Annotated in this window: 25 protein-coding genes; 14 read left to right on the top strand and 11 right to left on the bottom strand. The window is 68.8% G+C overall.

Features of this window, described 5'->3' with window-relative positions:
* Positions 1–14 precede the first annotated feature (14 nt).
* From ACSHXN_RS39025 to ACSHXN_RS39005, 5 genes are all read right to left on the bottom strand, one after another.
* Positions 15–1,529, bottom strand: coding sequence for a glycoside hydrolase family 47 protein (locus ACSHXN_RS39025; protein ID WP_355133804.1), 1,515 nt, complete (start codon positions 1,527–1,529; stop codon positions 15–17).
* Between the two features lie 114 nt (positions 1,530–1,643).
* Positions 1,644–2,408: a YoaK family protein gene (locus tag ACSHXN_RS39020; RefSeq protein WP_356114501.1), complete on the bottom strand. Its 765-nt coding sequence runs from the start codon at positions 2,406–2,408 to the stop codon at positions 1,644–1,646.
* Positions 2,409–2,588: 180 nt separating this feature from the next.
* A complete protein-coding gene (locus ACSHXN_RS39015) occupies positions 2,589–2,906 on the bottom strand; it encodes a hypothetical protein (protein WP_355133808.1) in 318 nt (105 codons plus the stop codon).
* A gap of 164 nt (positions 2,907–3,070) precedes the next feature.
* Positions 3,071–3,847, bottom strand: coding sequence for a polysaccharide lyase family 7 protein (locus ACSHXN_RS39010; RefSeq protein WP_355133810.1), 777 nt, complete (start codon positions 3,845–3,847; stop codon positions 3,071–3,073).
* A gap of 37 nt (positions 3,848–3,884) precedes the next feature.
* Positions 3,885–5,201: a ThuA domain-containing protein gene (locus ACSHXN_RS39005; RefSeq protein ID WP_438305693.1), complete on the bottom strand. Its 1,317-nt coding sequence runs from the start codon at positions 5,199–5,201 to the stop codon at positions 3,885–3,887.
* A gap of 428 nt (positions 5,202–5,629) precedes the next feature.
* On the opposite strand from ACSHXN_RS39005, the gene ACSHXN_RS39000 reads away from it, so the two are divergent.
* The 4 genes from ACSHXN_RS39000 (at position 5,630) to ACSHXN_RS38985 (ending at position 8,175) form a co-directional block, all read left to right on the top strand.
* Positions 5,630–6,625, top strand: a complete 996-nt coding sequence (locus ACSHXN_RS39000; protein ID WP_355133813.1) for a hypothetical protein — start codon at positions 5,630–5,632, stop codon at positions 6,623–6,625.
* Between the two features lie 16 nt (positions 6,626–6,641).
* Positions 6,642–6,995, top strand: a complete 354-nt coding sequence (locus tag ACSHXN_RS38995) for a nuclear transport factor 2 family protein (protein WP_355133815.1) — start codon at positions 6,642–6,644, stop codon at positions 6,993–6,995.
* 200 nt (positions 6,996–7,195) lie between these two features.
* Positions 7,196–7,738: a GNAT family N-acetyltransferase gene (locus ACSHXN_RS38990; protein WP_355133817.1), complete on the top strand. Its 543-nt coding sequence runs from the start codon at positions 7,196–7,198 to the stop codon at positions 7,736–7,738.
* A 263-nt stretch (positions 7,739–8,001) separates the two neighbouring features.
* Positions 8,002–8,175: a hypothetical protein gene (locus ACSHXN_RS38985; RefSeq protein ID WP_438305690.1), complete on the top strand. Its 174-nt coding sequence runs from the start codon at positions 8,002–8,004 to the stop codon at positions 8,173–8,175.
* 538 nt (positions 8,176–8,713) lie between these two features.
* Here the strand turns inward: ACSHXN_RS38985 and ACSHXN_RS38980 are convergent.
* Positions 8,714–9,430 (bottom strand): SDR family oxidoreductase, encoded by a 717-nt coding sequence (locus tag ACSHXN_RS38980; protein ID WP_355133819.1) that lies wholly within the window; start codon positions 9,428–9,430, stop codon positions 8,714–8,716.
* Between the two features lie 71 nt (positions 9,431–9,501).
* Here ACSHXN_RS38980 and ACSHXN_RS38975 point away from each other — a divergent pair, with 71 nt between their 5' ends.
* Together ACSHXN_RS38975 and ACSHXN_RS38970 are read left to right on the top strand one after the other, a co-directional pair.
* Positions 9,502–10,317: a helix-turn-helix transcriptional regulator gene (locus ACSHXN_RS38975; protein WP_359459953.1), complete on the top strand. Its 816-nt coding sequence runs from the start codon at positions 9,502–9,504 to the stop codon at positions 10,315–10,317.
* 407 nt (positions 10,318–10,724) lie between these two features.
* Positions 10,725–11,885: a PP2C family protein-serine/threonine phosphatase gene (locus ACSHXN_RS38970; protein WP_355133823.1), complete on the top strand. Its 1,161-nt coding sequence runs from the start codon at positions 10,725–10,727 to the stop codon at positions 11,883–11,885.
* Positions 11,886–12,133: 248 nt separating this feature from the next.
* Here the strand turns inward: ACSHXN_RS38970 and ACSHXN_RS38965 are convergent, their stop codons facing one another.
* On the bottom strand, positions 12,134–13,144 hold the full coding sequence (locus ACSHXN_RS38965; protein WP_355133825.1) for an NAD(P)-dependent alcohol dehydrogenase: 1,011 nt from the start codon (positions 13,142–13,144) through the stop codon (positions 12,134–12,136).
* 569 nt (positions 13,145–13,713) lie between these two features.
* On the opposite strand from ACSHXN_RS38965, the gene ACSHXN_RS38960 reads away from it, so the two are divergent.
* From ACSHXN_RS38960 to ACSHXN_RS38950, 3 genes are all read left to right on the top strand, one after another.
* Positions 13,714–14,340, top strand: coding sequence for a hypothetical protein (locus tag ACSHXN_RS38960; RefSeq protein WP_438305686.1), 627 nt, complete (start codon positions 13,714–13,716; stop codon positions 14,338–14,340).
* A 128-nt stretch (positions 14,341–14,468) separates the two neighbouring features.
* Positions 14,469–15,065, top strand: coding sequence for a DinB family protein (locus ACSHXN_RS38955; protein WP_438305684.1), 597 nt, complete (start codon positions 14,469–14,471; stop codon positions 15,063–15,065).
* Between the two features lie 91 nt (positions 15,066–15,156).
* Positions 15,157–16,031 (top strand): IS5 family transposase gene (locus ACSHXN_RS38950; protein ID WP_438305682.1). Its coding sequence is split into 2 segments (ribosomal slippage): positions 15,157–15,528 and positions 15,531–16,031, totalling 873 coding nucleotides; the frame shifts between segments, so codons are not numbered across the junction.
* A gap of 20 nt (positions 16,032–16,051) precedes the next feature.
* On the opposite strand, the gene ACSHXN_RS38945 is transcribed toward ACSHXN_RS38950, so the two are convergent.
* The 4 genes from ACSHXN_RS38945 to ACSHXN_RS38930 form a co-directional block, all read right to left on the bottom strand.
* Positions 16,052–17,260 carry an acyltransferase family protein gene (locus tag ACSHXN_RS38945; RefSeq protein WP_438305680.1) on the bottom strand — a complete coding sequence of 403 codons (1,209 nt, stop codon included), beginning with the start codon at positions 17,258–17,260 and terminating at the stop codon, positions 16,052–16,054.
* Positions 17,261–17,401: 141 nt separating this feature from the next.
* Complete coding sequence (locus ACSHXN_RS38940; protein ID WP_438305678.1) at positions 17,402–17,776, bottom strand: hypothetical protein; 375 nt, start codon at positions 17,774–17,776, stop codon at positions 17,402–17,404.
* A 140-nt stretch (positions 17,777–17,916) separates the two neighbouring features.
* Positions 17,917–19,236: an MFS transporter gene (locus tag ACSHXN_RS38935; protein WP_438305676.1), complete on the bottom strand. Its 1,320-nt coding sequence runs from the start codon at positions 19,234–19,236 to the stop codon at positions 17,917–17,919.
* Positions 19,233–19,835, bottom strand: coding sequence for a helix-turn-helix domain-containing protein (locus tag ACSHXN_RS38930; protein ID WP_356114495.1), 603 nt, complete (start codon positions 19,833–19,835; stop codon positions 19,233–19,235). Before ACSHXN_RS38930 ends, ACSHXN_RS38935 begins: the two co-directional genes overlap by 4 nt.
* 293 nt (positions 19,836–20,128) lie before the next feature.
* Between ACSHXN_RS38930 and ACSHXN_RS38925 the strand changes: the two genes are divergently transcribed.
* The 5 genes from ACSHXN_RS38925 (at position 20,129) to ACSHXN_RS38905 (ending at position 25,021) form a co-directional block, all read left to right on the top strand.
* Complete coding sequence (locus ACSHXN_RS38925) at positions 20,129–21,202, top strand: substrate-binding domain-containing protein (protein ID WP_438305674.1); 1,074 nt, start codon at positions 20,129–20,131, stop codon at positions 21,200–21,202.
* Positions 21,203–21,215: 13 nt separating this feature from the next.
* Positions 21,216–22,394 (top strand): toxic anion resistance protein, encoded by a 1,179-nt coding sequence (locus ACSHXN_RS38920; protein WP_355133841.1) that lies wholly within the window; start codon positions 21,216–21,218, stop codon positions 22,392–22,394.
* Entirely contained in the window at positions 22,391–23,929 is a 1,539-nt protein-coding gene (locus ACSHXN_RS38915) for a substrate-binding and vWA domain-containing protein (RefSeq protein WP_438305671.1), read from the top strand. The genes ACSHXN_RS38920 and ACSHXN_RS38915 overlap by 4 nt, the downstream gene beginning before the upstream one ends.
* Positions 23,930–23,933: 4 nt before the next feature.
* Positions 23,934–24,518, top strand: a complete 585-nt coding sequence (locus tag ACSHXN_RS38910; protein WP_438306531.1) for a hypothetical protein — start codon at positions 23,934–23,936, stop codon at positions 24,516–24,518.
* Between the two features lie 203 nt (positions 24,519–24,721).
* Positions 24,722–25,021, top strand: a complete 300-nt coding sequence (locus ACSHXN_RS38905; RefSeq protein WP_356114493.1) for a hypothetical protein — start codon at positions 24,722–24,724, stop codon at positions 25,019–25,021.
* Positions 25,022–25,076 lie beyond the last annotated feature (55 nt).

Raw genomic sequence — 25,076 nt, 5'->3', positions numbered from 1 at the left:
CGCGTGGAGTTGTTTCACAGGTTCTGCACGGCCTTTCCGCTGACGGCCGGTGCGGTGCCTCGGCCCCGCAGACCGCGCAGGATCTTCGCTTCGGTGCTGAGGTAGCCGGTGCCGTAGTCGAAGCGCTCGGCGTCGGCGAAGGTGAGATAGAGCCACTTGAAGTTCTCGGCGAAGACGTACGCAGGGCAGTAGTCGCCCTTCGGCATGGGCCGCTTCGTCACGTCCTTCACGACGGTGTAGCCGCCGGGGACCCGTTGGAACGTCTTCTGGTGCTGGAAGTAACGCCAGGCGTCGGCCCGGTAGACGGGGTCCCCGGTCCGCCAGTACAGGTCGAACGCGCTGTTGGCGTACTCCGGGCGCAGCGCGTTGCCGGGCGTCAGCACGCTCAGGCGGCGGTAGTCGATCTCCTCGGGGAGCACAAGGTACTTCTCCTGGACCGCCGTCCAGGACCGGTGGTAGTCGGCGGCCAGCGCCTCGTCGCCGCCGGCCGACAGGACGCAGGCGGCGAGGCAGGACTGGCGCCGCCCCAGCAGGGCTCCGGTGCGGAAGTCGACCTGCTTGAACCAGAGCAGACCACCGGCCCGCTCCGCGAGGTGCTTCCTGAGGGAGGCGTCGAAGATGCGGAACCAGTTCAGGCAGTCGGTGTCACCGAACATCGCCCAGCCACCCCACAGGTACTCGTAGAACGAGTCCGCCGGCGGATTGGGGCCGATGTCCGCGCGATCGACCCAGCGGCCGGTCTCCACGTCCATGGTGGTACCGACCAGATCGAGGGAGGAGCGGCGCTCCACGACGGCCGCGAGTGCGCGCTTGGCCGCGCGGAAGTAGCGAGGGTCGCCGGTGACCTGCGACAGGACCCCCAGCTCCAGGATGTTGGTGCCGATCTCCGCGAGCGGCACCCTGGCGCCCGACACGGCTCCGGTGCGCAGGTTGACCCGTCGGTAGGGCATGCCGGTGGGCGACTTGGTGAAGGCGGGCAGCAGCCGGTCCGCCAGGTCCACGCACAGGGCCAGCAGCTGCCGGTCTTGGGTGGCGAGGTAGCCGGCGAGCAGTCCTCCCACCAGGCGGATGATCGCTTCGAAGACGTGGAAGTCGGTGTCCAGGTCGAAGTCCAGCCGGGCCCGGATCCACTGCACGCAGCGGTCGACCTCGTCGTCCAGGCCCATCACATAGTGCGTGTCGAGGGCTTCGACGATGGACAGGCCCACGGGGTGACGGCCGGAGAAGAACTCACGGTAACCGCCCGAGACGGGAAGCACCTCGTCATGCCCCCAGGCGTACGTGCGATAGCCGTTCCAGGCGTGCAGGAACTCGGCCCGGATCTCCTGGGCCTTCTCCGGGTCCGCGGGCCCGATCCGGGAGGCGGGCGGCGTCACCGGCTGCGCGCCGGAGACCTGTGCGGAGACGTTGCCGGTGTGCAACGGCGAACCCAGCGCGGCGACGGCGGCGGTCCCTCCGATGGCCGATACGGCGCGCAGCACACCACGACGTACGACGCCGTTGACACGAGGCAGGCCGGGGTGCGTCATGGTGCGAAGCCTTCCAGACCGTAGTGGATCAGACGGAACGGCCCATTATGTTGGCCCGCGCACATCGAGCCGCGGCAGCCACGCCGCTGCTCAGCCGCACAGGAGCCCGTGCGGCTACGCATGGCGGCACCCCCGCCCCACGGCCCGGCGGGCCAGGACCCGCTCGTCATGAAGGAACAGGGCGAGCCCCACGACCAGCAACGCGGACATCACCCAGACGGCGTGGGTGCCGAGGACCGCGGTGAGCCAGGCGCCGCCCACCGCTCCCAGGAGAAACCCGCAGATCACAGCGGCGAACCTGCGCGCCCGGCGCGCCGCCGCACTGTCCCGTTCCATGACGGCGAGATAGGCGCTCTGCATCACGGTCCGCAGGTTCCCCGTGGTCATCGTGGAGTTGTACGCCGTGTCGACCAGGGTGCGAAAGCTCGTGACCTGCACCGATGCGACAAACGCGATCAGCACGGTCACCAGGGTGTCCGGCGCGCGGCCCGGGATGAACCCGACGCCGACCAGCACGAGGATCTCCAGGACGAGGGCGCTGCGGGCGGGCCGGCGTACGACCGCCACCACGCGCGGCCGCCGCAGGGACTCGGCGGCGACAACGCCCACAAGGAAGGCGAGGACCGGTGGCACGTGCTGCAGGGCCTGCCACCACTGCCGCTTGGCGGCTTCGACGCCCAGCAGAACGATGTTGCCGGTCTGGGCGTTGGCGAACACCCCGTCCCGGCTGACGAACGTGTACGCGTCCAGCGACCCGCCCACCACCGCCAGCAGCACTCCCAGCCGCACGCTGAAGGAGGTGGGCAGAGCCTGCTCCATCGAGCCCGACTCCGGCTCCTCGGCCGTCGTCGGCGTGCGCGGCGGTGTCGGGTCGGGCATCTTCGCGTTCCTCACTGGCACGGGTGGATCCCTCAGCGACCCCTGCGGGGTCTTCCATGATCCTTCCGATGCCAGGTGCGGGCAATTTCGCCGCCGCTCGGCGCCTCACCGTGATTGCCCGGGCATGCCGTCGGCGCGCGGTACCGGGCGCCGGGGGCAGCCCTCGCGCCGCGGGAGGCCTCAGATGTCCGAGTCGATTCCCGTGATCACCGCCGGGCCCAGGGGTGCGCTGGTCTCGTCCAGTCCTGCGGCGCGCAGGGCGGAGTCGGCGAGGTGCCGGGCGTTCTCCTCCGCGTGGGGGCCGCTCTCCGCCTCGACGGTGAGGCGCATGGTGAAGGTGTTGTCCTCATTGACGCTCAGCACGTCCAGATCCTCTTCGTTCCCCAGCTGGGTCCGTCGCGGATCGGCCGGACGCAGTGCTCGCGCCAGCTCGGCTCGCCGACCGGCCGCTAGCGAGTCGGTGAAGGTGCCGGGCACGGTGATCACGTACGTGGTCATGTCGCTCCTTCGTCGAGGTGTCACCTCGGGTACCCCGGATCCCGGCCCAGGGCACCCCTCCCCGGCGTGCAGCGATCCGGTCCGTGGGGCGCCGCGGTGCCGCGGACGCCCCACAGGCCGCGCGGAGGGCAGGAGAGACGGATGATCGCGCCGCGACCGGCCGATCAGCTGTGGGAGACGGTCAGACCGTAGAAGCCGACCCGGGCCCCCTTGGTGGTGCTGTCCGAGGACGACTGGTTGTAGGAACCGGCCTTGAAGTACTGCTTGTACGGCTTGAAGGACGAAGGGATGGCGTAGTGGGTTGTGCTGCCGTTGACCGTCAGGTCGATGGTGTTCCCGCCCGAGACGCCGATGGTGTAGGTCCAGGTCTTGCCGATGGACACGTGTCCCACCGTGTGCGGGGTCTGACCGCCGGACGGGGAGTTCTCGGTGCCCAGCACGATGTCGCCGTTGGAGTGGTAATAGAGCTCGAGCAGCGGCTTGGTGGACGAGCCGCCGGTGCCCAGGTGGATCTGCCCCACGCACACGTTGGACGTCACGGACACCACGCGCAGGGTGGCGCTCATCCGGTGCGTGCCGCTGAGCGACCAGTTCGCGGCGCTGCCGTCGCGGTTCATCTCCCGCAGTTCGGAGCGGGCGTAGTTGGAGTTGGGCGTGGTGACGCCCTTCTCGGGCGCCCAGAAGGTCATCGCGCCGTCGCGGGTGTCGGTGTAGAAGTAGTCGTCCTGGTAACCGTTGGCTCCCTGGAGCCTGGACGAGGAGATCGTGGTCGGGGAGCCGGGGGAACCGACCGGCTCCTGGAGCTGCCATATCGACAGGTCGAAGTTCCCGCCGGGCGCAACCTTCGGGTCGGCGGCGTTCGCGCTGCCGGTGCCGAAGACGGCCAGCGTGCCGACGAGTCCCGCGACGACGGTCGTCGCGAGGAACTGGGAACGGGTCATGTGGGGGGCCTTCCGAGGAGGGGAGAGCGCAGCGGGCTCACTGCGCCGTCAGCTGGAAGCTCTGCGCGCCGGATCCGTCACAGGTTCGCTGGGTGAGCTGGATGCTGTTGCCCGCGGTGGTGGCGGCACTGAGGCACTTGCCGCTGTGGCGGGCGACGAAGTGGTAGCGCCCGCCCGTCTCCTGGACCGGCTGCCACTGCTGGTTCTGACCGCCGCCGTAGGACCACAGCTGCAGCGGGGCGTTGTCCGCCTGGGAGCGGTCGGTGACGTCGACGACCTGCTGGGGGTTGCCGCGGGCGGCGATACGGACGTATCCGCCGTCGGTGGACTGGAACTGGAACTGCTGCGCCCCGGTGTTGTTGCACGCGTACTGCTGGACGGCGGTGCCGTTCGCGGTGGCCGCGGCACGCGCGTCGGCGCAGGTGCCGTTCCCGGTGTTCCGCACCGTGTACCAGGCGGTCCCCGAGATCGGATCGGACGGCGGCTGGGTGTCACCCGCTCCGCCGAGCCACTTGAGCCCGTCGAGCACGAACCGGTTCTGTGTGGCGCTGGCGAAGGTGGACGACAGGGTGGTGTTGGTGTCGTAGTTCATCGCGTTGTGGCCGAAGTTGGCGTACAGCATCCGGTACTTGGTGTTCGTCCACAGGATCGGGTAATAGCCGCTGTACCAGGTCTGGTTGGGGTCGGTTCCGAGCGGGAAGCTGCTCGGGTCGACGGAGGCCAGGATCTTGATGTCCGGATTCTGGCGCAGGTCGTTGGACCAGCTGTACCACTCGCTCACCGAGGAGGTGAAGGTGGCCGGCAGGTTCACGGTCGACGGGTGGGTGCGGTCCTCGACGCGCAGGACGGCCGTCGTCGGGCCCCAGGTGTTGGACTTGAAGTTTCCGCTGCCGAGGAACTGGTTGTGGTACCAGGACCAGCTCGAGGCGTCGGTGGTGAAGGCCGAGACATGGAAGCCCATCCACGCCCCGCCGTTGCGCATGTACTGCTCGAAGCCGGCTCGCTGTGACGCGGTCTGCGGCAGGTCGTCGAGGAAGATCACCACCTGGTAACCGTTGACTCCGCCGTTGGCGAGGAGGTTCCAGTCGTTGCTGGCGGTGTACGTGAATCCGTTCGCTGCCGCCTGCCGGGGGAACCAGTCGTTCGCCTCGTGCACGAAACTGATGTGTGCGGCGTCCCACGTCCCGTTGTAAAGAGCCAGAACCTTGAACGGGGACGCTTGAGTCGTCGCCTGCGCGGGCGGAACTGACAGACCGAGAAGTGCTGTCAGCAGGACGACCAGTCTCAGCAGGACGCGAGTGACCGCAACCGGTCCGAGTGCGCTGTGAGGTGAGGTGGGGGGTGGCACGGCCATGGGGTTTCCAGCCTTTCTCGTACGGCTGATGGTGGGGGGAGCCGTGGAGCTGAGTTCAACAGGCTGAACTTTGAGCGCATTCATGGAGCGTTGGTGACCTGTGAACTTAAAGGTCTGAACCAGTCGCGTCAAGAGGTGAAGCGATGAAGCGCCCCGAGGCCGTAGACCTCCGCACTCCTTGAAGGAGGATGCCCGGCGGACGCACCCGTGGTGCCCGGAGCCGACGAGTCCGCGCGCTGCCGCGAACCAGCGGAACGCAAGGCTCCGAGGTGACGACGTCTCTCGATCCGGATGCCGACATCCACCCGCCCGGGTACGGGACTTCCCAGTGTTGAACACACACTGCTAAACAGGACAATGACTTTGCCACCCCCTCAAACTCCGACCCATGAGGACACAAGAGCGCCTGACGAGAGGAACCATGCGCCATGGCCACACAACGGGGGAACTCGTCTCCGGACGGTCAGCAAGAGGGCAGCACCGTACGGCTCCGTGTGATCCGGCTGATCGCCACGTTTCTGGCGGCGATTCCGTTCGCCGCCGTACTGAACATCTTCCAGGACTGGCTCGGCGACGGCATCAGTGCCTCCCAGACCGGCCTTCTCATCGGTGTGCTGGTCCTGCTCGCCTTCCTCGTCTACGCCACCATGGGCACGTCGTCCGACACGGCGCGTGAAGGACAGCTCACCCGGGCCGAGTTGCATCGCATGCGCGAGAGCATGGAGGAGTCGTTCGACGAGTTCCGGGACCGCACGGGCGCGTCGATCCGCTACTACCCGGCACGCCGTGGCACGGAGGCGAGGCACCTCGAACAGGCAAGGACCCTGTACCGCAAGGCAGGCGAGGTCGTCGAGAAGGCGCGTCAGGGCGATGAGATCCTGGCTGTGAACTCGTTCGTCGAGGTGTTCCAGCAGGGCTCCGACCCGGCGATCGAAGAGCTGCAGGAGGCGTATCTGCGCCGCATCGAGAACCGGCTCGGGCACGGCGCCGTCTACCACCGGCTCATCCAGCTCCCGTCCCTCGACGTCCTCGACGACCGATCACTGTTCCTCTCGGACTCCATAGAGCCCAGCTACCTGGAGCACTACCGGCGGATCGTCGGACTCACCGCCAACGCCCCCGGCCAGGAGGCGTCCCTGGACGCCGTGAAGGCCAAGTACCCCATCTCGTTCGTGGTGGTGAAGCGCAAGAACAACGGCAGTGTCGGCGGCACCATCATCTGGCAGGTCAACGAGCACATCCAGGTCGGCGTTCTGGCGGAGACGGGACACTTCCAGCTCACCGGGATCGCCATCGTGGAGGACACCAAGGGCGAGGTGACGGACCACTTCATCGACTGGTTCAAGGAGTTGCAGCGTGGTGGACACCGCTCCCTCACCACTGAGGACCTCCGTTCGCGCGAAGACCAGCTTCCCGCGGCATGAGGCCCGAGACAGCGACATGGCCGGACATGAGCGCCTCGTCCAGCGACTGTTCACCGTCATCGACGCGGAGCACTGGGACGCCCTCCCCCAGCTGTTCACCGAATCCGTCCGCTATGAGCGGCCCGGATACCCGCCGATCTGCGGCATCTCCTCCCTGACGGCCTTCTACCGGAACGAACGTGTGGTCGCGCACGGCAGACATGAGATCCATGGCTGCCTCAGCGGTGAGGACCAGGCGTGCTGCTGGGGGCAGTTCACCGGTCTCTCCCGATCGGGAGACAGCCTCGTGGAGAGGTTCGCGGACTGGTACTGGATCACCGACGGTCTCATCAGCGAACGGAGGACGTTCTTCTACCGCCCGGCCATCTGAGCGGTCCGACGTCGTGGCCCGGCGCGACGGCCTCGGCGAACCACTGAGGTGCGGTGGGCGGGCGTCGGCAAGGACGGTCTGCTCGAAGACGGCTCGCGGGCCGGCGTGTGCCAGGGAGAACCTCCGGACGTTGCCGCTGCGCCGTTCGCCGCCCCGGTTATGCTGCCTCGTCCCGAATCAAACCAGGGAGGTCACCCACCATGAGCAGCGCCGCGTCGTCCTTTCCCGAGAGGATCGAACTCTCGGGAGAGGGTCTCGTCCTCCGCGACTGGGCGGAGGGGGACCTGGCCGCGATGCCGGAGCTGTTCGACCACCCCGACGTCGCCTACTGGACACCGATCGTCTCGCCCTTCGACGAAGCGGCCGGCCGCGCACGGCTGGACCGGGACCGGCAGCTGCGGGCAGAGGGCACGGCCATCCTGCTCGCCATCACCGTCGACGGTGGCGCACCCCTCGGTGAGGTGATGCTCCGGCGCGCGCCCGAGGGTACGGAGCTCGGCTATGCGGTCGGCCCCGCCCACCGTGGCCAGGGGCTGGCGGTGCGCGCGGTGCGGGTGATGGCCGCGTACGCCTTCGACGAGCTGGAGGCGGAGCAGGTGATCCTGGAGCTGGAGGCGGAGAACTCGGCCAGCGTCGCCGTGGCCGTCAAGGCGGGCTTCACACTGCTCGACGTGCCGCTGATCAGGGGGGAGGAGAAGGGACGACCCTTCGCCCTGCAGACATGGGGTCTGGATCGCCCCTGACCTTCGCCCTTCCGGTGGCGGAGCGGCCGCCTCAGGATCGGCGGGAGGGCGAGCGGGCGGTACATCAAGGGGGAGCACTGGGCGGCCTCCACGCCTGGGTGCTGTCCCCGCCGCACGGGGCCCCACTGGCCTCGCGGTCGTGGCGGTGGTGCCGGCCGCGGCCGCGTTCCTGACCCTACGGACCGGACCGCTGATGCCGAACCTGTGGCTGACCAGCAGGATCGTCTCCCGCCCACCATGGCCAGGGGCCGGCGGTGCGCGCGGTGCGGTCACGACGGCTGCCGGGACTGACCACGGAACGACTGCGGCTACAGGACCGGCTGCTCCCCCGGCTGCTGACCGGCTACGCAGACGTCGAAGCGACCGATCCGGCGGCCCTCGACTCACTACGGACACGATCACGCCAGGTCAGGGAGCACCTCGGGGCCGCGGCCTAGCAGTCACAGGCCGAACCGGCCGGGCACCGGGGCCCTCGGTCCACCGCGCAGACGGACCAGATCACCACCGAGGTGTCCGGGTCACCGGGTATGCCACGCTCCCCCGTGAACACCTGCCGCGTACTGCGCAGGACACGGTGCCGGAGCTGACCGAGCCGGCCGATCCGCTGCACGAACACCTCACCGCCCTGCCTCGCACCGCCGGAGCCCGGGCGGTGGCCCCGGAAGCGCTGCGCTCGGTGTTCGACTCCTGCACCGCCCGCCCCGGTCCGTCGACGGCGTACATCGGCACCGGCGCGCCGGCCACGGCGTCCGACGGCTCCGGCAGCACCTCGACCAGCCGCGCCGTCGCCCTGAACTCCGCAACCGTCGACGCCCTCGAGACGCTCACCGCCACGGCCGCCACGCGGCGGCCCCACACCCGGCGAGGCACCCGTGGAGATGATCAGGAAGGTGCCCGTGCCGACCTGACAACGAGCCGGGCGGAGACGCGCGACGGTGAACCCGCCGGGCGCGGCGCTTTCGGGTGTCGGCTCGCTCACCAGGGCACGGGCGTTCCGTCCCAGGAGAAGAAGCCACCGGTGGGGCCGTCGTCCGGCAGCAGGGCCAGGCGCACGGCGCCCTGGGCGGCCTCGGCCGGGTCGCCCCCGGCAGCGGCGGCCCGGGGGTTGAGGTCGGTGGCCCGCAGGCCCGGAGCGAGCGCGTTGACCTTGAAGCCGTCCCCGGCCAGCGTCTGGGCGTAGAGGACGGTCAGGGCGTTGAGGGCGGCCTTGGACGACCGGTAAGCGGCGGCGCCACCGCTGCCGGGCGTGAACTGGGGGTTGGGGTTCGTACTCCAGGTCAGCGATGCGGTGCCACTGGAGATGTTCACGATGCGCGGGTGCGGGGAGCGGCGCAGGGCCGGCAGGAAGGCGTTGGTCACCGCCACCACCCCGAATACGTTGGTCTCGTACGTACGCCGGAACTCCTCGACGTCGGTTTCCGCAGGTGGGGCGAGCGACGGCGAGACTCCTGCGTTGTTGACCAGGATGTCCAGGCGCTCCACCTGCGCCGCGGCCCTCATGATGCCGTCGGGGTCCCGTACGTCGAGGACCAGCGGGACGGCGCCGGCGCCGATCTCCTCGACGGCCCGCTGCCCGCGCCCGGTGTCGCGGGAGCCCACGTACACGGTGAGGCCTTCGGCCGCGAGCAGCCGGGCGATCTGCTTGCCGATGCCCTTGTTGGCACCTGTGACCAGTGCTGTGCGATCGTTCATGACGACTACGGTCCCCTGGCTCCGGCCGCCCTGCCAGGGACAGCCTGTACCAGGCAGTGGGAGGAGATGGCATGGCGCGTCAGGAGCTGGCCCGCTTCCTTCGGGATCGCCGGGCGGGACTGCGACCGCAGCAGTTCGGCCTCCGGGTGACCGGCGCCGATCGCCGTACACCGGGTCTGCGCCGCGAGGAGGTGGCGGAGCTCGCCCATATGTCGGTCGACTACTACACGCGGCTCGAGCAGGCCCGCGGACCTCGGCCTTCGGCCCGGATCCTGGACGCGCTCGCCCAGGCGCTGCGGCTGACACCGGCCGAGCGCAGCCACCTGTTTCGTCTGGCGGGATCAAGCGTGCCGCCCGGCCCCCGCGCCGTACGTGGTGTGCGCCCGCACGTGGTGCGGATGCTGGAGCGACTGCCGGAGACCGGTGCCATCGTCACCGACGCGGCGTACGGCGTCGTCGCCTGGAATCCCCTCGCCGAGGCACTGCTCGGCGGTGACTTCGGAGGCGGGACGACAAACCTGGCCCGGCGCCGCTTCCTGGGCCAGGGGCGGATGCACGAGAGCTCCAGCGCCGAGGAGTTCGGGCACATCGTGGTGGCGCGGCTGCGACGGGCCGCCGACCGCTACCCGCATGACACGCAGTTGACCGCCCTGCTCGCCGAACTCCGTGCCGGAAGCGAGGAGTTCAGAGCGATCTGGGAGACGCGTCCGGTCCACGCTCCCGGGCACCGCACCAAGACGCTCGACCACCCGAAGGCCGGCATCCTTCGGGTGAACTGCGACGTCCTGCTCGTACCCGAGGATGATCAGGAGGTCGTCCTGATCACGGCCGACGCCGGATCTCCTGCCGCGCGGACCCTGCAGGGTCTGGCCAGGCAGGCGGCCTGAAACTGCGCGGAGGCCGGACCTCCCGGTCTCCGCTGCCGTCGCCCGTCCGGGCGCGACGGGCAGGCGACTGCTCCCTCGCAGCCGAGTTGACGGTCGCGGAAGGCAAGCGGATCAAGCCGCGTCGGGGAGAGGCACCCCCCGGATCCACTCGTTGCGGCGGATGGGACCCTCGGTCCCCGGGCACGTCGTGTCCGAAGGTCGCTCGGCAGGAGCGGCCCGGTCGTTGATGCGGCTGAGGCCCGGTCCAGCGAGCCAGATGGATGCACATCGCGGCTTGCTCCGGCCCGGCCCGGGGACACCGAGGGAAAGCGTGCAACCCCGCAGGGCCGGCCGCATCGGAAGTGCTGCCGCTTCGGCTCGGCGCGCCTAGCATGAGAAAAAGGTCCGTGCGTCGAGGCGAGACAGACATGGCGGAACCGGAGATCGACTACAAGGCGGTGTTCCAGGCGCTGCCGGGGGCGGTGGCTCTCCTGACCCCGCAGTTGATCTATGCGGACGTCAACGAGGAATGGCTGCGGATACTCGGCCGCGCTCGTGAGCAGGAAATCGGCCACTATCTGCCCGACGATTTCGCCTCCAGCCCGAACAGCTCCGGCGCGGCGGTGGTACGCAACCTCCAGGCGTCGCTGCGCCGGGTCGCCGACACAGGTGAGTGCGACGCCATGGAGGTGCAGCGTTTCGAACCGGAGGGACCTTACCGACCCGCGGTGAGGGACGACGACCAGCCGGAGGCTCACAGCCGGCCGGCCACCGTGGACGCCCGCTACTGGAGCATGACCAACATTCCCGTCTTCGATTCGAACGGGCAGCTGGTGCTCCTGCTGCACCGGGCCGAGGAGGTCACGGAGTTGATCCAGGCCCGCGCGGTCGCTCTGAGCTTGCAGGAGGCCATGCTGCCCACTCATCGTCCGACAGGGCGTCATCCGGTGGCCGTGCGCTACCGGCCCGCAGGCAGCGCACTGGACGTGGGCGGTGACTGGTACGACTTGGTCGACCTGCCCGGCGACCGCCTGGGGATCGCGGTGGGCGACGTCGTCGGGCACGGTCTGTCCGCCGCCGGTGTCATGGGGCAACTGCGCAGCGCACTGAGCGCCGCCTCCCGCGTAGCCTCCGGTCCCGCCCGGGCCTTGGAGGTACTCGACCGGTACGCGCGCTCCGTCACCGGCGCCGAGAACGCCACCGCGGCCAACACGTTCGTCGACTGGAACGCCCACGCCATCGCCTACAGCAGTGCCGGCCACCTGCCGCCGGCCCTCCTGCACGGCGACGGGGCCGTGGAATTCCTGGACCAGGCCACCCACCCTCCGCTCGGTGCCCGTCTGGAAGACGATGCCTGGCCGCAGTCCACCATCGGCTTCACCGAGGACGCGTTCCTCGTGCTGTACACCGACGGCTTGGTCGAGCGCCGGCGCGAGGACATCGACACCGGCATCGCCCGGCTCGCCGACTGCCTGACCCAGCATGAGCGAGCCGCCGACGCCGAGGCTCTCGCCGACGCCCTGCTGGCCGATCTGCTCCCGCCCGAAGGCGTGACCGACGACACCGCCCTCGTCATCGTGCGACTGTGAACAGGCCCGCGGCGTCCGCGACGATACGATCTCGCCGACCCGTCGGACGGGGCGTGGCATGTGCGAACCTCGGTTCTCCGGCGTCGCCTCACGAACCCGCCGCAGAGAACCGAGCCGCATGACCCGCGACTCCCCGGGGCCGCCTGGACCACACGGATGGGGTCTGCTGCGGCGCAGGAGTTGCACGGCGAACAACCGCGCCTCCCCCACCGGCGCGCTTCCTGACAGTTCGCCCCTGCCATGCCTTCTCACTCGAAGACGATGACCTGACGACCGACGACGTCGCCGCGGCCCAGCGCTTCCAGATTTTCGTTGATGTCCTCGAGCCGGACTTTGGTGACGTTGTGTTTGACGAGTCCGGCTTCGGCGAGCGAGAGCACCTCGACGAGGTCCAGGTGGTTGCCCCAGAAGGACCCGAGGTAGGACAGCTCCGTACCCACGAAGGGGAACTGCCGGTGCTCGACGCGGTGGCTCATGAGGCCGACCGACGCCAGTGCCCCCTCGGGACCCAGCAGATCGAACCCCATGGACACGGATGCCTCGCTGCCGACGCAGTCCAGAATGGCGTCGACCGTGCGCCGTCCGGTGAGGCGCTCCAGTTCGTCCTGGATGGCCTCGATGGACTTGTCCCTGACGTTGATCCCGTGGTCCGCGCCGTTCTCCTTCGCGACGTCCAGTTTGCTGTCCGTGCGCGCGAACGCCACCACCGCCGCGCCACCTCCGAGCAGCTTCGCGTACTGGATCCCATAGCTTCCCAGGCCGCCGATGCCCGTGACTGCCACGGTGCGGTCGGCTCCGAGCTTGCCTGCGTCCCGCAGCTTCCTCATGCCTCGGTACGGGGTCATGCCGGCGTCTGTCATCGGGGCGAGGAGCTCGGGTGTCTTCGCCGCCTCCTCGGAGACCCGGATCGCATGACGGTGCTCCACGGCCATGTACTCGGCGAAACCTCCTGGAGGGCCGAAGCCCACCCACCTGCCGTCGCCGCTGCACAGTTGCTCGTTGCCTTCGCGGCACTGCCGGCACGTCCCGTCTCCCCAGCTGGGATTGACGACGACCATGTCACCCTCTGAGTAGCCCACTGTCGACGGTACGGCGCTGCCCAGGTCCGCCACTCGGCCAGTGACCTCATGACCCGGGATATAGGGAAGATCCACCGGGAACGGTCCCTTGAAGTAGCCGTCGAGAAGCTGGTAGTCGCTGCGGCACAGGCCCACCGCGGCAACCTTCAGGAGAATCTCGTCCGGCCCGATCCCAGGCACCGGGACCTCCTCGATCCGAAGGGGTTCCTGGTACCCGTGCATCCGGGCTGCTCGCATCTGCATCATGTGTGCCTCGCTTTCGCCGGCAAGCGGAAATGCGGCCGGGGCCGTGCAGCGTGGGCAGGACTCGGGTTCGGTGTCGGTCACCGCGTTCGCCGCTTCGGATATGACCATGTTCGCGTGACCGCGCCGGCAGCGCATCCGGTGGTGTGCCGGTGATCGGCAGCGGCTTTGTGGCCACCCGGCGGGTGGTCGCGGTTGGACCCCGGGCTTGTGAACCGCCGTGAACGGTAGGGCTGCCGCCGCCGGGGCGCAGTACTCCGGCGGCCGGGTGAGAGTGAGGCAGCTGCCGGTGGGGGATGCGCGGTTGTTTGCCGTGCAACTCGCTCGCCGCAGCAGAGCCGACCACCAAGCACGCGCTCGCGCCTGCCACTACCAGCGTCAAGCCACCCAACCGTCGTGGTGACACTGCGAACAGCCGACGCCTTGTTCTACCTGCGGGTCTTCCGACGAACTTCCGCCTTCGTTCACACCTTCAGGTGAGCCTGCCTGGTCGATAACGTGTGGTCGTGACGGAGCATTCGTATGATGCGGCTGACATCAAGGTGCTGGAGTTCGATGCCGGCGTGCGTAAACGGCCTGGCATGTACTTCGGGGTGGGGCCCGGAAATCCGAAACTGCCGGCCAACGTGCTGTGCGCGGTGGCGCGGCACGTGCTTCATCCCGCGACAAGAGTTGCCGGGGAGCACAGCTTGCGTGGTCTCGTCGAGATCACCGGCGACAGCAGCTTCACGATGTCCATGGACCAGCCGCATGCCTGGGACGTCTCCCGTGCTCCCGCCCTCGGTTACTTCGGCTCCCTTCTGGGAATTGACTGGTGGCTGTTGGCAGCTGCTGCCGCGCTGTCCGGTCGGGTGACTGTCGAGATGTGGTGCGGGGGGCGCGGGATGCGCCAGGTACTCACCGGCATCCGGCCTCTCACCGCTCCCCGAGAGTTTCATCCGTCAGAAGGCAGCGGCACGAGGGTGAGCTTCGCCTTCGACCCGGAATATGTCGGGCCGCACTTCGTCCTTCCCACGCATCTTGAGGACCTCGACCTGCACGGTCCGGACTGTTCGGAGCCGGCCCGCCCGGGTCATGTTCTGATCAGGGACGTCCGCCACGGGCAGGTAGCGCAGGAAGTCTTGCACCGCTGACTGCACCTCGAACGCCTCCGGCCAACGAACGGGATCTACGCTGTGATCCGCGGCCACCGCACGATCTTCAGTCTTCACACACCGATGATCAGCGGTGGCGGTACCTGTCGGCGAACCTGGAGCAGCCAATGACCTCGACCGGCCCCATCACCCGCGACCTGCTCCAAACCTTCGAGGACGTACGTTCCAGAACCTTCGCCCGCCTTCACGGGCTCACCGACGCCGAATACCTGTGGGAGCCCGTCCCCTTCTGCATGACGCTCAGGCCGGCTGCGGACGGGATGTTCCGTGCCGACCCCCGGCCCGCGGGTGAGGTCCGTCCGGCACCGTTCACGACGATCGGATGGCGTATCTGGCACATCGGGGCGGACTGCCTACGCGGCTATGGCCGCTTCTTCGGTGACGGTCCCCAGGGTGGTGACCGGCACCTGTGGCCAGGCACGGCGAGTGAAGGCGTCCAGGAGCTGGCCGACGACTGGTCCCGATTCCGCAACCACGTCGAATCCCTCGGCGATGACCGTCTCCTTCAGCCCATGGGCCCCATCGCCGGTGACTACAGTCACGAGAGCTACCTGTTGCTGGCCCTCCACGCGTTGGACGAAGCCGCTCACCACGGTGCCGAACTTGGTGTCCTTCGTGATCTGTACCTTCATGGCTTCGACATGAAGCAAGGGGCGAACCACGACGAAGTCAGCCCGGCGCCTCGATCGCCGTCAGGCGCCTGACGAGTAACCAGCGCGGCCCGATCACGGTCTACAGCTGGCGTACCAGTGCGTGTATCGAAAAGGGATCTCGGCCGTGAGATGACCTTGGTTCGTGGCGCGTGGAGACCTGACGGATCAGCAAGGGGCCGTGCTGGACACGCTGTTGCCGAGGGGCAAGAAATCCGGCCGACCACCGATACGGACCCGACGGCAGCTGATCGACGGCATACGCTTCCCGGTCCGTACCGGCATCCCGTGGCGGGACATGCCCGCCGAGTACGGGCCGTGGGGCCGGGCGTACAACCTGTTCCGCCGCTGGCAGCGCAACGGCACCTGGCAGCGCCTCTGCACCGAATCCCAGGCTCGGGCCGATGCGAAGGACCTGATCACCTGGGACCTCAACATCGACTCCACCGTCCGCCGGGCCCACCAGCACGCCGCCGGAGCGCGGGAAAGGGGGATCTGCAGAAGGAGCTGCCCGGCGGTGTCGCCACCGAGCCCGACCATCACGGCCTCGGGCGCTCGCGCGGGGGCCTGACCACAAAGCTGCACCTCGCCGTCGAGCAGGGGCAGAAGCCCAAGTCCATCGTGATCACCGCCGGGCAGCGCCGGGACTCCCCGCAGTTCGAGGTCGTCCTGGGCCGCATCAGGGTGCCCCGGCTGGGGTTCGGTAGACCGCACACCCGGCCGAGGCGGGTGCGCGCCGACAAGGCGTACGTCTCCCGCAAGAACCGCGCCCACCTGCGCAGACGTGGCATTCGCTGCACCATCCCGGACAAGTCCGATGAGGCCCGCAACCGAAGGAAACACCGCTCCCGCGGCGGGCGTCCGCCGAAGTTCGACCAGGAGGACCACAAGGCTCGGCACGCGGTCGAGTGCGGCATCAATCGCCTCAAAAGGCACCGTGCGGTGGCCACGAGGTACGACAGGCTCGCGGTCTGCCACGAGGCGACCGTCCGCGTAGCGGCTCTCAACGAGTGGCTGTGACCAGCACGTTCGAGACGCCCCTAGGGTCGCATTCCGAACAGGAAGCGGGTCACCCGCGTGCGGCGGACCAGCAGCTCGTACGCGGTGAGGGTGAGGATGAGGGCGATCACCACGAGCACGGCGTACTCAACTGGGATCGGCGCGGACCAGCCGATCACGAAGTAGGCGACGGCGACCACGATCGGCTGGTGCAGGACGTACAGCGGCAGCACGGCTGCGGAGAGATAGCCATAGAGGCGCCGACGCGTCGTCGGCGTCGGGTCCGGCGCCGCACGCGGTCGCTTCAGCCGCCGACGGTCGAGGAGGCCTGGGATGGCGACCACCAGGCACCATCCTGCCGCACCGAACAGCGCCCGTGAGGCGGTGGCCAGGGCGGTCGTCTCCGTGAAGGGCTCGTCGGCCAGGGCAAAGCCGGGGCCGGCTGCCGCGAACAACAGGGCGCCGAGCCAGGCTGCGGTCCCGGCTTCGCGCCGCATCGCGGTGCGGAAGCGGTCGTCGGTGGCGAGCACGAAGCCGGCAACGAAGAACAGCAGGTACGACCAGCGGTGCCAGCCCGCGTAGTCCTCCTCCATCCCTGCGAAGGCACAGATCGCCGCGAAGGCGAGGGCCGGCAGGAACACGACGCCCCGCCGGTGCAGGGTCGCCTCCGCCACCCGGCCGCCGATGCGGCGGACACGCTCGCGCGGCAACCACCGGTGGAACGGCACCAGCATGAGGGAGAACGTCAGGAGGAGCACCACGAACCAAAGATGGCCGGTCTCGAAGTGCTCGCCCTGGACGAGGAAGGGGAATTCTTCGGGTGCCAGGTGCACGTCGTAGAAGCGGGGCAGGAAGCCGAGGTACGACTCGTGGTAGTCGGCATCGGCCGAGCGCAGCCGCAGCCACTGCGGCAGCGGGTTCAGCGTGAGGGTCGCGAAGACCAGCGGAACGCCGAGCCGCAGCAGCCGCTCGCCGGCGAAGCCGCCCGCGCCGCGGCGCTGAAGCGAGTGCCAGGCACCGAGGCCGGAGATGAGGAACAGCAGCGGCATGGCCCAGACGACCCCGAACCCGGCGATGATCACGATGGCTTCGGTGGTCTCGGCGTTCTTGACGTAGAAGTCGTCATCGGCAGCGAATACGAGCGCCGAATGGAAGAAGACCAGCCCGATCACGACCAGCATCCGGATCGCGTCCAGCTCCGGCCGCCGCTCCGGTAACGGTGCCTGCGCCGGTTCTGTGTGCGTCGCCATGTCTGTGCCCCCCGTCGCCTGTACAACACCAGTGTTGGAAAAGCGGCCGCCGGGCGCCACCCCCGCAACGGAATCCGCTCACATCGAAGATCAACTTTCGATACACGCCCTGGGCCCCGGCTCCGACGTCGAGAAAGCCGTCTATGCCTCGAGTTCGTATTCGTAAGATGTCCTGCCGCGCTTGTGGCGGTTGATGAGCAGCAGGGTGAAGCAGACGACGGAGCAGGCCAGCCCTGCGTACAGCAGGGGCGGCGCCCAGAACCACACCACTTCGGTGCTGTAACCGCTGGTCCAGTGACAGGTGACGGACGGAGGGAAGCTGTCCACGTCCACCGACGTCAGGTCGTACTTCCGGGCGACGTCCATGTACACACCGCCGCCGGTCTTGTCCCCGCATATGTCGAGCGGGTTCGTGAAGGCGAGCCCGTAGACGGTTCCGGCCCCGTAGGCGGCGAGCGCTGCCGCGATCCCGATCACAGCCCAGCGGGCCGGCCGGGAGGGCTTCCTCCAGGTCACCCACTACGCGTAGGGAACTGCCCCGACGACGTAGAGAAGGAGCGTGATCGCGATCGGGCCGAACATTGCGAACATAGACACCATGCGCCCTGCCGTAACGTCCAGGGGAGGAAATTCTGTCGGTCACGCGCTTCGTCCCGTCACGCGCATGATGACCGACCGCTCCTCTCGGCGTCGCCGCTGAGGGCGAGTTGTTCGCCGGGATCCAGTGACCGAATACGCGGTATCGGGGACCCTAGCAGCCAGAGCACCGACAGCGCTCCTCCAACGGCGGCCGTGACCAGCGTTGCCCTCAGCCCGAAGAAGGTGGCGAGTACGCCTCCGGCTACGGCACCGACGGGACGTATGCCGTAGTTGACGGTGCTGTACGCACCCGCCACACGGCTCCGCATGCCGTCCGGGGTCACCGCGGTCTGCAGGGAGTTGAGGTTGACGTCGAACAGCATGACGCCGAACCCCACAAGAAACTCGGCCCCGGCCAGCCTCCCCGCCGTTGCCCAGGGAGGACCGTCAGCAGCGGCAACGATGGCGATGGGGGCGGGGAACAGGACCGCGCCGACGGCGATGCTCCGTCCCACGCCGACCCTGCGCGAGATCCTCGGGGCGGTCACCGCGCCCAGCAGCGCCCCGATGGACCCGACGCCCAATGCCAGCCCGATGGTCCCCGCGGACAGCTCCAGCACCCGGTCGGCGAACAGCACGATGAGACCGGTGCCCGTGAGGAAGGTGAAGAAGTTGACGGTCGTCGCACAGCCAAGGCTTGCCCGGAGTATCGGGTGGCGGACCACGAAGACCAGCCCGTCCCGGGCGCGGTGCAGCAGTGAGTCCGCCGTCGGCCCGCGGGTGCCATGGACCGGTTCGTCGACCTGTACCGTGCCGATCAGCACCGCGGAGGCCAGGAAGGACAGTGCGTCCGCGATCACGGCGAGCGGCGCGGTGAAGGCCTGTACGAGGGCACCGCCGAGCGCGGGTCCTCCGACGAAGGAGGCCGAACGGCCTGCGCTGAGCTTGCTGTTGGCGTCGACATACGAAGACGGCGGCACCAGGTGGGCGAAGAAGGGCGGATAGGCGGTGTTGAACACCACCCCGGCGAGGCCCGCCAGCACCGCCACCACATACAACTGACCGAGTGTCACCGCGTCCAGGAGGTACGCGACCGGCAGCGTGAGCAGCACGCACGCCCGCATCAGATCGGCGAGAATCAGCAGGCGTCGCTTGTGGGCCCGCTGGTCGACCCAGGCGCCCAGCACGATGGCAAGAAGATTCGGGGCCCAGACCAGCGCGGTCAGCCAGGCGACCTGGCCGGCGGAGGCGTTGAGCGCCGTCACGGCGATCAGAGGCAGCGCGAGCTCGGTGATCCGGTCGCCGAACTGCGAAACCGTCTGTCCGGCCCAGAAGCGCATGAACCGCCGGTCCGCCCACAGTGATGCCGTGGACGCCGTGTCCGATGTGGAGGTCACTGTGTGTCGCTCCTCCGCCCCTCCGCTGCACCCTCGGGCAGGACATAGCGCAGCAGCCGCACATCACGGCTGCCGTCCGGCCGCTGCGCCGGGTCACGCACGACATACGGGGCGAGCACGGCTTCCATCGCGTCCTCGATGGCCGCGAGTTCCTCGGCGGTCACGACCACGCGGGTGTTGGCCAGGCCCGCGATTCTGCGCCACCGCGGCTCGAGTTCCGGCTCGGTTTCGGACAGCCACCGGTGTGGCAGGTCGGCGGCACCGGCGAACATCTGCCGGGAGAGCGCGTGGGCGGCCGACTGCCCCTCTTCGCCTTCGGGCACTTCGACCCGGAAGCCCCGCGCGACGGCCTCCCACCTCCGCTCCCGCCGGTCCCCGCCCGCCGCGGCGTCGCGGACCAGTCCGAAGCCCGCGAGATGGCGCAGATGCCAACTGGTCACGGACGGGGTGGCACCTACATGCGGGGACAACTGCGTGGCCGTCGCGGGCCCGTACCGCTGCAGACGTTCGAGGAGCGCAAGCCGCACAGGATGTGCCAGCGCCCGCATGGCCTTCGGATCGGTGATCTCTATGTCGCCCAGACGATTTCCCTGCACCATGATGTGAGAGTGTTCTCTCACAATATCGAGGAGTCAACTCCTGTACAGCAGACGACCTCCGCGACGCCCTCGGAACTTGTGCCGGAGCCGGGCAGTTGCTGCGCCGATCCTCCCCAGGACACCAACAGGACACCAACAGGGCACCGTTGCGGCACCTCTGAGGGCATCTCGACGCCTCGCCGTCCCCTCTTCGGCGGAACCGTCTGTTCCCGTTGCATACCGGGATGCGTCTGTCACCCGGCGTTCATCCTTTGACGGGGGGAACGTTGGGTTCCGAGAGCACGCTCCCCGGCGTGAGACGTATCGCAGGAATCGTCCTCGCGGTACTGCTGATCGGCGGTGTGGTGGCAGCCGTCGTAGCAGGCCGTGAAGGTAAGGACACGGGCACGGCAACGAAGACCGTGCGAGGAGTGATCGGTTCGGAGAAGGCCGACTTCTTCGCCGATCCCGCCGTGGTGAAAGCCCTCGCCGCCAAGGGCTACACCGTCAAGACGGAGACCTCCGGCTCCTGGGCCATGGAGGATCTCGAACTGGAGGGGTACGACTTCGCCTTCCCCTCCAGCCAGGCGCCGGCCGACGCACTGGCCGACAAGTACCACGCACGGCAGCCCCTGCCGCGGCCCTTCTACTCACCGCTGGTCGTCGTGGCGCACCGCAGCTCCGCCCAGGTGCTCGCCGCGAACGGGCTCGCGACCCTGGACCACGACCGCGGCACCCTTCACATGGCCGCCTACCTCGACGCCGCGCGCCACGACCGTACCTGGCAGCAGCTCAAGGGGGCCCGCGCACATGCGGAGTTGACGGGGACCCTTTACATCGCCACCACGGATCCGGAGACCTCCAACTCCGGTGCCCTGTATCTCGCCGCAGCGAGCTACGTGGCCGGTGGCGGTCGCGTGGCGGCCGGCAGGGCCGACATCGACCGCACGGCGCCCCTCATGCACAAGCTGATCAGTGTCCAAGGAGCTCAACAGCCCAGCTCGGACGCGGCGTTCCGCGACTTCGTCAGTGGCGTCGGCAATCCGCTCGTCCTCGTGTACGAGTCCCAGGTGGCCGCCCTGCTGCACGAAGGCCGGGGCGTGGACGACCTCACCGTCCTCTACCCGGACACGACGGCCAACAGCGACCACACGGTCGTACCGCTCACGCAGGCCGGCCGCGACCTCGGTGAACTGCTCAGCACCGACCCCGCGTTGCGCAAGCTCGCCGTGCGGCACGGGTTCCGGCCGCAGGGTGACAGTGCCGAATTCACGGCGGCCACGGCCCCGTACGCCTCGTACCTCAATCAGAAACTGACCGGTATCCGGCAGGTGCCCGTGCCCACCTCCGCGGTGTTGCACGAGATGGCGCGCCGGGCCCGGGACTAGGGGGGAAACACACATGACGAACACCGACAACGAGGCACTGACCCTCACCCCGCCCGAGCCGGTGGCGCCCGTGCCCCGGGAGAAGGCCGCCGGGCTCGTGCCGCTGGACGACTCCGTCCGCGACGACATGGCCAGGAAGGCCGCCGGCTACGTCGAAGGGCTCGCCCTGCTCGACGCCCGCTCCCCCGAATTCGCGGGGAAGATCGGGGAGATCACGGCACTGGGCGCAAGCGACATGCGTGCCGCCTCGGCGCAGTCCAACCGCATGCTGGAGCGCACGGTACGCAGCCTGCCCGGCAAGGGCGAGGACGCCCAGTCCCGGGTGGGCGGCTCGCTCGTCGAACTGCGGCGCGTGGTGGAGGACCTGGACCCGCGCGACATGCCGGCGAGCAAGGGGCGTAAGTTGCTCTCCCGACTCCCCGGCGGCAACAAGCTGCGCGACCATGTCGCCAAGTATGCTTCCGCGCAAGGGACCTTGAACAAGATCGTGGGATCCCTGCGCGGTGGTCAGGACGAGCTGCGCCGCGACAACGCCGCACTGCAGACCGAGCGGGTCCGCCTGTGGGAGACCATGGGCAAGCTCCAGGAGTACGTCGTTCTCACCGAAGCCCTGGACACGGCGGTCGAGCAGCACATCTCCGGCGTCGAGGCGAGCGACCCGGCCCAGGCCGACACACTCCGCGCGGACGTGCTCTTCCCCGTCCGGCAGAAGCACCAGGACCTGCTGACCCAGCTCGCGGTGTGCGCGCAGGGATACCTCGCGATGGACGTCGTGCGGCGCAACAACGACGAGCTGATCAAGGGCGTGGACCGGGCGGCCACCACCACCGTCTCGGCCCTGCGCATCTCCGTGATGCTGGCCTCGGCCCTCGACAACCAGCGCAAGGTCGTCGACCAGGTCAATGCCCTGCGCGGCACCACCGAGGATCTGATCCGAGGCAATGCCGAGATGCTCGCCACGCAGAGCGGTGAGATCCAGCGCATCGCTGCCGACCCGGCCGTCGGCGCGGAGACCCTCCGCTCGGCCTTCCAGCAGATCTATCGCACCCTGGATGCCATCGACACATACAAGGCCCAGGCGACCGAGACGATGGCTGTCACCGTGGAGTCGCTGACGTCGGAACTGCAACAGGCCAGTGCGTACCTGCAGCGGAGCCGGTCGCAGGGTGCGCTGGAGGGAGGCCTCGCGTGAGACGACGCCTCTCCCTGATCGCCGGCCTCGTCCTCCTGCTGACGGCCTGCACCACACAGCACCAGCCGTCCGAGGACGACCGGTCGCAGCCCCGGCCCGGCACACTCCGCGTTCTCGCGTCCAGTGAACTGAGCGACATGGCCCCGGTCCTCGACCAGGTCCGCAAGAGCACCGGAATCACCGTCCGCCCCACCTACATCGGCACCCTCGACGCCGTGGACCTGCTTGCCAAGGGCAAGGCGGACGGCGCATACGACGCCCTCTGGCTGTCCTCGAACGACTATCTCCGTCTGCGCCCCGACGCCGCCAGGAAGGTCGTCTCCGAGACACCGGTCATGTCCAGCCCCGTGGCGATCGGTGTCCGTGCCCGGACCGTGCGCTCCCTCCACTGGAAGCCCGACCAGGTCACGTGGTCGCAGATCGAGAAGGCTGTGCAGGACGGCAGCCTGACGTACGGCATGACCGATCCCGCCCGCTCCAACTCGGGCTTCTCGACACTGATCTCCGTGGCGTCCGGTCTGTCCGGCGCCCAGTCCGCCCTCACCGACGCGGACGTCGAGAAGGCCACCCCGAAGCTGAAGGAGTTCTTCAAGGGACAGAAGCTGACGTCGGGGTCGTCCGGCTGGCTGGCCTCCGCCTATGCCCACCGCGGCAACGTCGACGCCCTGCTCAACTACGAGTCCGTCCTCAAGGGCATCCCGGGCCTGACCGTGATCCGCCCCCGCGACGGCGTCGTCACCGCCGACTATCCGCTCTCCTCCCTGGCGTCGTCCGATCCCGACACACGCGACGAGGTCCGCCGGCTCGCCGAGGCACTGCGCACCCCGTCCGTACAGCGGCTGATCACCGAGCGCACCCACCGCCGGCCGGTGGTCGCCTCTGTGGCGCCGGGCCCGGGTCTCGACACGAGCCGGCGTCGCGAACTCCCCTTCCCGGGCACCCGCTCCGTCGCCGATCGCCTCCTCGACTCGTACGAGAACAAGCTGCGCCGACCCTCCCGCACGGTGTACGTGCTGGACACCTCCGGTTCGATGCAGGGCAAGCGCCTCGAGCGACTCAAGACGGCCCTTGCGGACCTCACGGGAGACTTCCGCGACCGTGAAGAGGTCACGCTGATGCCGTTCGGCTCGGAGGTGAAGAGTGTGCGCACCCACATCGTCGAGCCCGCCGATCCTCAACGGGGCCTCGACGCGATCCGCACGGACACCCGGGCCCTGGAAGCCGGCGGCAACACCGCGATCTACACATCGCTGGAGAAGGCCTACGAGCACCTCGGTGACAACCGTGACACCTTCACGTCGATCGTGCTGATGACCGACGGCGAGAACACCAGCGGCGCCAAGGCCGGCGAGTTCGACGGTTTCCATCGCGGTCTCAGTGGCCACCAGCGCGACATCCCCGTCTTCCCCATCCTGTTCGGCGACTCCGACAAGACGGAGCTGGAGCACATCGCCGAACTCACCGGCGGCCGTCTCTTCGACGCCCAAAAGGGCTCGCTCGACGGGGCCTTCGAGGAGATCCGTGGCTACCAATAGGTTCATGCGCTACGTCGAGTCCCGGAAGAACCTCCTCGGGAGCGCCGGTGGCATCGTGGGCCTGGGGCTCACCTTCACCGGCGTCGCCGGCGCGTACTGGCCCGTCGTGGTCGCCAGCCTCTACGCAGCGGGCGCGCTGATCGCGCCGCCGGAGCGTCCGGCACCGCCCGACTTCCCCGACCCGTCGGCGCAACTGGACGAACTGCGCGCCGACTTCGAGAAGCTGCGTGTGTATCTCGCCGACGTCGAGCTGCCACCCGCGGCCTCCGGCAGGCTCACCGAACTGACGGAGCTGGTGGCGGCGCTGCTCGACCCGGGCTGGGTCGCCGAGGTCCTCGCACAGGATCCCGAGGGCGTCCATATGCTCTCCCGCGTCGTGCGGCAGGACGTACCGGAGGCCGTCGACACGTTCGTACGGACTCGCTGGTGGAACCGGCTCGCACCCGGGCAGGAACCACCGGAACGCCATCTCGACCGGCAGCTCGGCCTGCTCCAGGACGAGGCGGGCCGGCTCGCCACAGCCTTGCGCGAAACCGAGGCGCGGCGCCAGGAGATCCACACCAGGTACCTGGAGGACCGCTCCAAGTAGACGAGGCGGCCAAGGGGCTCCGCATTCCACTGCCGGGCTCGGTTGCGGTGTCGCGCGGCACCGACGCAGACCGACGTCACCGACCCGGACTGCACCGGAACCCCCACGTCGGACATCGGCGTACCGCACCTCGGCCGGAGTCGGGGCGCAACATGAGTACGCGTACTCAGTTGCTTCTGTCCCGGCAGCGGCATGCTGAGGGCATGCGGCAGCCGGCATGGTGGGTGGATCTCTTGGTTGCGATCGTCCTCATTCCGGCGTCAGTGCTGCTCATCATCTGGCACGGGGCTCACGTCCTGTTCTCGGGTGAGGACTTCGGAAACGTGGGTAGACGCACGGCGATCGCCGCGCGTCGCGCGGCATGGATCAGCGGCTGTGCCGCGGTGGTGGTGAGCGGCGGGTTGATGGCCCTGCGGCTCTGGGTCGCCGGGTCCGTTCACCTGCTCCTTCTCGGCGCGGCGACGGTTCTGTTCGCCGGGGCGGCCACACAGAGGCATCGTTGATCCACCAGCACGGATTCAGGTCGGCTGCACCTCCTTCGGGTCCACCGCCGGAGGT

It is taken from the genome of Streptomyces sp. HUAS TT11 (assembly GCF_051553595.1).
Lineage (GTDB): Bacteria > Actinomycetota > Actinomycetes > Streptomycetales > Streptomycetaceae > Streptomyces.
This window is presented reverse-complemented; position numbering and strand designations above follow the sequence as displayed.

Bases quoted from the DNA above. Each gene is read 5' to 3' on its own strand.
- ACSHXN_RS38970 (WP_355133823.1), top strand. From the start codon at position 10,725: ATGGCGGAACCGGAGATCGACTACAAGGCGGTGTTCCAGGCGCTGCCG.
- ACSHXN_RS39020 (WP_356114501.1), bottom strand. From the start codon at position 2,408: ATGCCCGACCCGACACCGCCGCGCACGCCGACGACGGCCGAGGAGCCG.
- ACSHXN_RS38930 (WP_356114495.1), bottom strand. From the start codon at position 19,835: ATGGTGCAGGGAAATCGTCTGGGCGACATAGAGATCACCGATCCGAAG.
- ACSHXN_RS38945 (WP_438305680.1), bottom strand. From the start codon at position 17,260: ATGGCGACGCACACAGAACCGGCGCAGGCACCGTTACCGGAGCGGCGG.
- ACSHXN_RS39010 (WP_355133810.1), bottom strand. From the start codon at position 3,847: ATGACCCGTTCCCAGTTCCTCGCGACGACCGTCGTCGCGGGACTCGTC.
- ACSHXN_RS38990 (WP_355133817.1), top strand. From the start codon at position 7,196: ATGAGCAGCGCCGCGTCGTCCTTTCCCGAGAGGATCGAACTCTCGGGA.
- ACSHXN_RS39000 (WP_355133813.1), top strand. From the start codon at position 5,630: ATGGCCACACAACGGGGGAACTCGTCTCCGGACGGTCAGCAAGAGGGC.
- ACSHXN_RS38910 (WP_438306531.1), top strand. From the start codon at position 23,934: ATGCGCTACGTCGAGTCCCGGAAGAACCTCCTCGGGAGCGCCGGTGGC.
- ACSHXN_RS38980 (WP_355133819.1), bottom strand. From the start codon at position 9,430: ATGAACGATCGCACAGCACTGGTCACAGGTGCCAACAAGGGCATCGGC.
- ACSHXN_RS39005 (WP_438305693.1), bottom strand. From the start codon at position 5,201: ATGGCCGTGCCACCCCCCACCTCACCTCACAGCGCACTCGGACCGGTT.
- ACSHXN_RS38955 (WP_438305684.1), top strand. From the start codon at position 14,469: ATGACCTCGACCGGCCCCATCACCCGCGACCTGCTCCAAACCTTCGAG.
- ACSHXN_RS38995 (WP_355133815.1), top strand. From the start codon at position 6,642: ATGGCCGGACATGAGCGCCTCGTCCAGCGACTGTTCACCGTCATCGAC.
- ACSHXN_RS38975 (WP_359459953.1), top strand. From the start codon at position 9,502: ATGGCGCGTCAGGAGCTGGCCCGCTTCCTTCGGGATCGCCGGGCGGGA.
- ACSHXN_RS39025 (WP_355133804.1), bottom strand. From the start codon at position 1,529: ATGACGCACCCCGGCCTGCCTCGTGTCAACGGCGTCGTACGTCGTGGT.
- ACSHXN_RS39015 (WP_355133808.1), bottom strand. From the start codon at position 2,906: ATGACCACGTACGTGATCACCGTGCCCGGCACCTTCACCGACTCGCTA.
- ACSHXN_RS38905 (WP_356114493.1), top strand. From the start codon at position 24,722: ATGCGGCAGCCGGCATGGTGGGTGGATCTCTTGGTTGCGATCGTCCTC.
- ACSHXN_RS38920 (WP_355133841.1), top strand. From the start codon at position 21,216: ATGACGAACACCGACAACGAGGCACTGACCCTCACCCCGCCCGAGCCG.